Source organism: Promicromonospora kroppenstedtii DSM 19349 (assembly GCF_000515355.1).
Lineage (GTDB): Bacteria > Actinomycetota > Actinomycetes > Actinomycetales > Cellulomonadaceae > Promicromonospora > Promicromonospora kroppenstedtii.
The window spans coordinates 2,557-7,839 of record NZ_KI911717.1 but is presented as its reverse complement, the minus strand read 5'-3'; the positions used below and the strand labels follow the sequence as shown (position 1 = coordinate 7,839).

Sequence of the window (5,283 nt, the reverse complement as noted above, 5' to 3'; positions counted from 1 at the left end):
CTACGCCGGCCTCGTCGTCGAGGTCGCCCGCGGCTCGGCCGCCGCCGGATCGGCCGGTCTCGACCGGGAGCTCGCGGAGGCCGCGGGCGTCCCGGTCCGGGTCGAGCTCGTCGACGACGGCGTCATGTCCACCTCCGCGAGCCGGCGCAACGACGCCTCCCCCTGGCACGCCGGCAGCGCCATCGCCTCGAAGGACGGCACCGACTACTGCACGACAGGCTTCTCGATCGTCGCGCCCGGGGGCCACGAGCGGATCGTCACCGCCGCCCACTGCAACGAGTCGGTCGGCGACGTGGTGCGCGACGGCGCGGGCCAGCGCATCGGTACGGTCTCCAGCCGCGAGGCCAGGCTCGACGCCGAGCTCATCAAGCCCGACGGCACCGCGGCGAGCCGCGTGTACGGCGGCCCGTGGAACGCCTCCCACGGCGACAGGCGCTATCGGTTCCGGGTCGCCGGGGTGCAGGAGCCCGCCGTCGGGCAGAACATCTGCGCCTCCGGGGCCGTCACGGGCGAGCACTGCGGTGCCAAGGTGCGCGCCGTCGACGTCGCCTGGAGCTGCGGCAAGGAGACCTGCCACGGCTTCCGGGCGAGCCGGGAGGACGGCGGCGTCGTGGTCGGGGGCGGCGACAGCGGCGGCCCCATGTACGCGATCATCGACGGCGAGGCGTACGCCCGCGGCATGATCGACGGCGGCTCCAACCGCCGCAGCTGCGGCAACACCTCGGTGTCCACGCAGTGCTTCTCGTACGTCTACGGCATCCCGATGGTGGACATCCTGAGCAACTGGAACGCCCGCATCAACCGCTGACGGCGCCGCCGGACGCGACAGAAGCCGGAGGGCGACAGGAAGGGGGCCGGAGCGCAGACGCTCCGGCCCCCTTCCTCACCCCCGGGTCAGGCCTTGGTCACGGCCACCGCGCGCTCGGCACCGACGGTCACGTCGAGCGAGGTCGCGAGCGTCTCGCGGGAGACCAGCTCGCGGTGCGCCTCGACGGCGCCGACCCACTCGGCCGGGACCGTCAGGTCCAGTGCGATCCGGTCGGCCACCTGCAGGCCCGCGGCCTTGCGCGCGTCCTGCACGTCGCGCACCACGTCGCGGGCGTAGCCCTCGGCGCGCAGCGCGTCGTCGAGCTCGAGGTCGAGCACCACGAAGCCGCCCCCGGCCAGCACGCTGGCGGCCGTGGTGGGCTCGGCGCCGGCCTCAGCCGCGTCGCCCCCGACCACGGTCGTCAGCTCGTACTCGGTCTCGAGCAGCTCGACGTCGCCGTCGGCCGTCGCGACGACCACGGCACCCGCCTCGGTCTTGGACCAGTCCCCTGCCTTCGCCGCCTTGATCACGGCCTGCACGCCACGGCCCAGGCGCGGACCGGCCGCACGGGCGTTGACCGCGAGCCGCTCCGTGACACCGAACGACGCGGCGACCTCGGGCGAGAAGGCCACCAGGCGCACCTCCTTGACGTTCAGCTCCGTCTCCAGCAGGCCCGTGAACGGCGCGACGCCGTCCGGGTCCGCGACGGCCACGACGAGCGAGCGCAGCGGCTGCCGCACGCGCAGCTTGTTCGCCTTGCGCAGCGCCAGCGTCTGCGACACGACGGCCCGCGCGGACTCGACGGCGGCCACGAGCGCGTCGTCGGCCACCAGGACCTCGCCCTCACGGGAGCCTGGGGCCAGCGACGGCCAGTCCGTCAGGTGCACGGAGCGCTCACCGGTCAGGCCGCGCCAGACCTCCTCCGTGAGCAGCGGCGCGAGCGGCGCCATGACGCGGCACAGCACCTCGAGCGCCGTCGACAGGGTGTCGAACGCGTCGGCGTCCTCGGCCCAGAACCGGTCGCGCTGCGTGCGCACGTACCAGTTGGTCAGGGCGTCGAGGTACTGGCGCACCGAGTCGCAGGCGCCCGCGATGTCGTACGTGTCGAGCTGCTCGGTCACGTCGGCGAGCAGGCCGCGCGTGCGCGCCAGCAGGTACCGGTCCATGACGGGCAGCCCGGCCACGCGCTCCGGCGTCAGCGGCCCGGCCGCGTAGCCGGCGCCGTCGTTCGCGGCGTTGGCGTAGAGCGTGAAGAAGTAGTACGTGCTCCACAGGGGCAGCAGCACCTGGCGGACGGCGTCGCGGATGCCCTCCTCGGTGACCACGAGGTTGCCACCGCGCAGGATCGGCGAGGCCATGAGGAACCACCGCATGGCGTCGGACCCGTCGCGGTCGAAGACCTCGTTGACGTCCGGGTAGTTCTTCAGCGACTTGCTCATCTTGCGGCCGTCGGAGCCCAGCACGATGCCGTGCGAGACCGCCGTCTTGAACGCGGGCCGGTCGAACAGCGCCGTGGACAGCACGTGCATCATGTAGAACCAGCCGCGGGTCTGGCCGATGTACTCCACGATGAAGTCGCCCGGGAAGTGGTGCTCGAACCAGTCCGAGTTCTCGAACGGGTAGTGCACCTGGCCGTAGGGCATGGAGCCGGAGTCGAACCAGACGTCCAGCACGTCCTCGACGCGGCGCATCGTGGACTGTCCCGTCGGGTCGTCCGGGTTGGGCCGGGTCAGGTCGTCGACGTAGGGGCGGTGCAGGTTCGGCTTGCCGTCCTCGTCCAGCGGCAGGCGGCCGAAGTCACGCTCCAGGTCCGCGAACGACCCGTAGACGTCGATGCGCGGGTAGGCCGGGTTGTCGCTCTTCCAGACCGGCACGGGCGAGCCCCAGAACCGGTTGCGCGTGATGGACCAGTCGCGGGCGTTCTCCAGCCACTTGCCGAACTGGCCGTCCTTGATGTGCTCCGGGACCCAGGTGATCTCCTGGTTGAGCTCGCCCATGCGGTCCTTGAACTTCGTCACCTCGACGAACCACGAGGACACGCCCATGTAGATCAGCGGGTTGCGGCAGCGCCAGCAGTGCGGGTAGGAGTGCGCGTACTGCTCGCGACGCAGCAGCACGGTGCCCGGCGTCGTCCGCCCGGCCTCGTCGTCACCCGCGCCGCGTGTGCGAGCCTTGAGGTGGTCGATGATCGGCGCGTTCGCCGCGAAGACCTGCAGGCCGGCGTACTCCTCGACCGGGAAGGTGAAGGCGCCGTCCGCGCCCACGGGGATGACCGGGTCCACGCCCTCGCGGTCGCTGACCTGCTTGTCCTCCTCACCGAACGCGCCGGCGTTGTGCACCAGGCCGGTGCCGTCGGTGGTGGTGACGAAGTCGGCCTCGACCACGCGGTGCGCGCCCGGGTGCCCCTCGTAGTAGGCGAACGGCGGCTCGTAGGCCGCGCCGAGCAGGTCGCTCCCCTTCAGGTGCCCGACGACGGTGGGCTCCTCGTTGCCCTCGTCCGTCAGCTCGCGGGCGTACGCCGCCACTCGCGCCTCGGCCAGCACGTACCGCTGCGGGGTACCGGTGAAGGACGACTCGACGATCGCGTAGTCGACGTCCGGCCCCACCATGACCAGGAGGTTGGACGGCAGGGTCCACGGCGTCGTGGTCCAGATCAGCAGGTGGTCGTCCGCGCGCAGCGTGTCCGCGCCCGCCGGCACCTCGGTGACCCGGAAGCCGACGGTGACGGCCGGGTCCTGGCGCTGCTGGTAGACGTCGTCGTCCATACGCAGCTCGTGGTTGCTCAGCGGCGTCTGGTCGTTCCAGCAGTAGGGCAGCACGCGGAAGCCCTCGTAGATCAGACCCTTGTCGAACAGCGACTTGAAGGCCCAGACGACGCTCTCCATGAACGTCGGGTCGAGGGTCTTGTAGTCGCCCTCGAAGTCCACCCAGCGGGCCTGGCGCGTCACGTACGCGCGCCACTCGTCGGTGTACTTGAGCACGCTGGAGCGGCACGCGGCGTTGAACTTGTCGATGCCGAGCTCGACGATCTCGTCCTTGGTCTTGATGCCGAGCTGGCTCATCGCCTCCAGCTCCGCCGGCAGGCCGTGCGTGTCCCAGCCGAAGCGCCGCTCGACACGCTGCCCCTTCATGGTGCGGTAGCGCGGCACGACGTCCTTGGCGTACCCGGTCAGCAGGTGCCCGTAGTGCGGCAGGCCGTTGGCGAAGGGCGGGCCGTCGTAGAAGACGAACTCGTTGCTGCCGTTCTCGCCGGCCGGGCGGGCCTCGACCGAGGCGCGGAAGGTGTCGTCCTTCTCCCAGTAGGCGAGGATGTCGCGCTCGAGATCGGGCAGGCTGGGCGACGCGGGCACGGGGTCGGCGGCGTCACTGGGACGGTGCAGCGGATAGGCCATGTTCTTCTGGCTCCTGGCGGTTCAGCGTTCGGCAGCAGGTGGACTTCTGTGGTGCTTCTGCTGCGAGGACGCCACACCTGGGTGCGCCGCGGTACCACCCCGCTTGCCGTCCGCTGGCGCGGTCGGCCGCTCGTTGACGGCTGTGACGGGCCTACCCGTCCGGGTCTAGTAGGGCTCTCCCGCTGTGGGCTCGCCTGTTCTTCCGGAGGCTCACCGGTGATGGCCGGGTCGATGCCTGTGGGGCAATCGTACCGGGCGTCGGCAAGCCGAAAGATCCCGCGTGCAACCTGATCGCGCCCGGGGTGCGTCCAGGGGGCATGAGCACAATCAGCGAAGCGACCGGTCCGCCGGCCCGCGCCTCCCGACAGACCGGGCCGAACGCGAGCCCGCCCGGCGCACCCGCGGCGGTCCCCGGGTTCGCGGTGGTCCGCACCGGCGTGTCCGCCGAGGAGCAGTTCCGGCTCTTCGCCGTCGAGCACACCGCGGCGCTGCACCGCATCGCCTACCTCCTGTGCGGTGACGACCACCGCGCGCACGACCTCACCCAGATCGCGCTGGAGCGCACCTACCGCCGCTGGTCCCGGATCGACGGCAACCCGTTCGCCTACGCCCGGAAGGTGCTGGCCACCGCCCGCATCGACGGTTGGCGGCGCACCCGCCGCGAGGTGCTCCAGCCTCCGGAGGACGTGGTCGGCACGCAGGAGGCGCGGCAGGACGCCGTCGGCGACGGCAGTGCCCAGGTCGCGGAGCGGGAACGCCTCGTGCGGGCGCTCCGGCAGCTCGGGCCGGGCCAGCGGCGGGTGGTGGTGCTGCGGCACCTGCTCGACCGGTCGGAGGCCGACGTCGCCGAGGAGCTCGGCGTCAGCGTCGGCACCGTGAAGTCTCAGGGCGCACGCGGCCTCGCCCGCCTGCGCACGTTGCTCTCGGAAGGAGCAGAAGCATGACCAGGAACGACAGCAACCCTCCCGTCGACGACGGCTGGGTGGACCACCTGCGGGACGTGGTGGGCGGCGTGGTGCCGCCGACTCCCGCCGACCCGCACGACCTGGCCCGGGTCGCGGTGCGGCGCACGCGTGCGCGCCG

The 5,283-nt window shown here is 72.0% G+C and carries 3 protein-coding genes; 2 read left to right on the top strand and 1 reads right to left on the bottom strand.

The window, feature by feature from the left end:
* Positions 1-808, top strand: an 808-nt coding sequence (locus PROKR_RS20365; RefSeq protein ID WP_036966522.1) for a chymotrypsin family serine protease, incomplete at its 5' end; no start/stop codon positions are given.
* Positions 809-894: 86 nt separating this feature from the next.
* Here the strand turns inward: PROKR_RS20365 and ileS are convergent.
* A complete protein-coding gene (ileS, locus tag PROKR_RS20360; RefSeq protein WP_036966519.1) occupies positions 895-4,200 on the bottom strand; it encodes an isoleucine--tRNA ligase in 3,306 nt (1,101 codons plus the stop codon).
* Between the two features lie 317 nt (positions 4,201-4,517).
* On the opposite strand from ileS, the gene PROKR_RS20355 reads away from it, so the two are divergent.
* Positions 4,518-5,144, top strand: a complete 627-nt coding sequence (locus PROKR_RS20355; protein ID WP_036966516.1) for a SigE family RNA polymerase sigma factor — start codon at positions 4,518-4,520, stop codon at positions 5,142-5,144.
* The last annotated feature ends 139 nt before the right edge of the window (positions 5,145-5,283 follow it).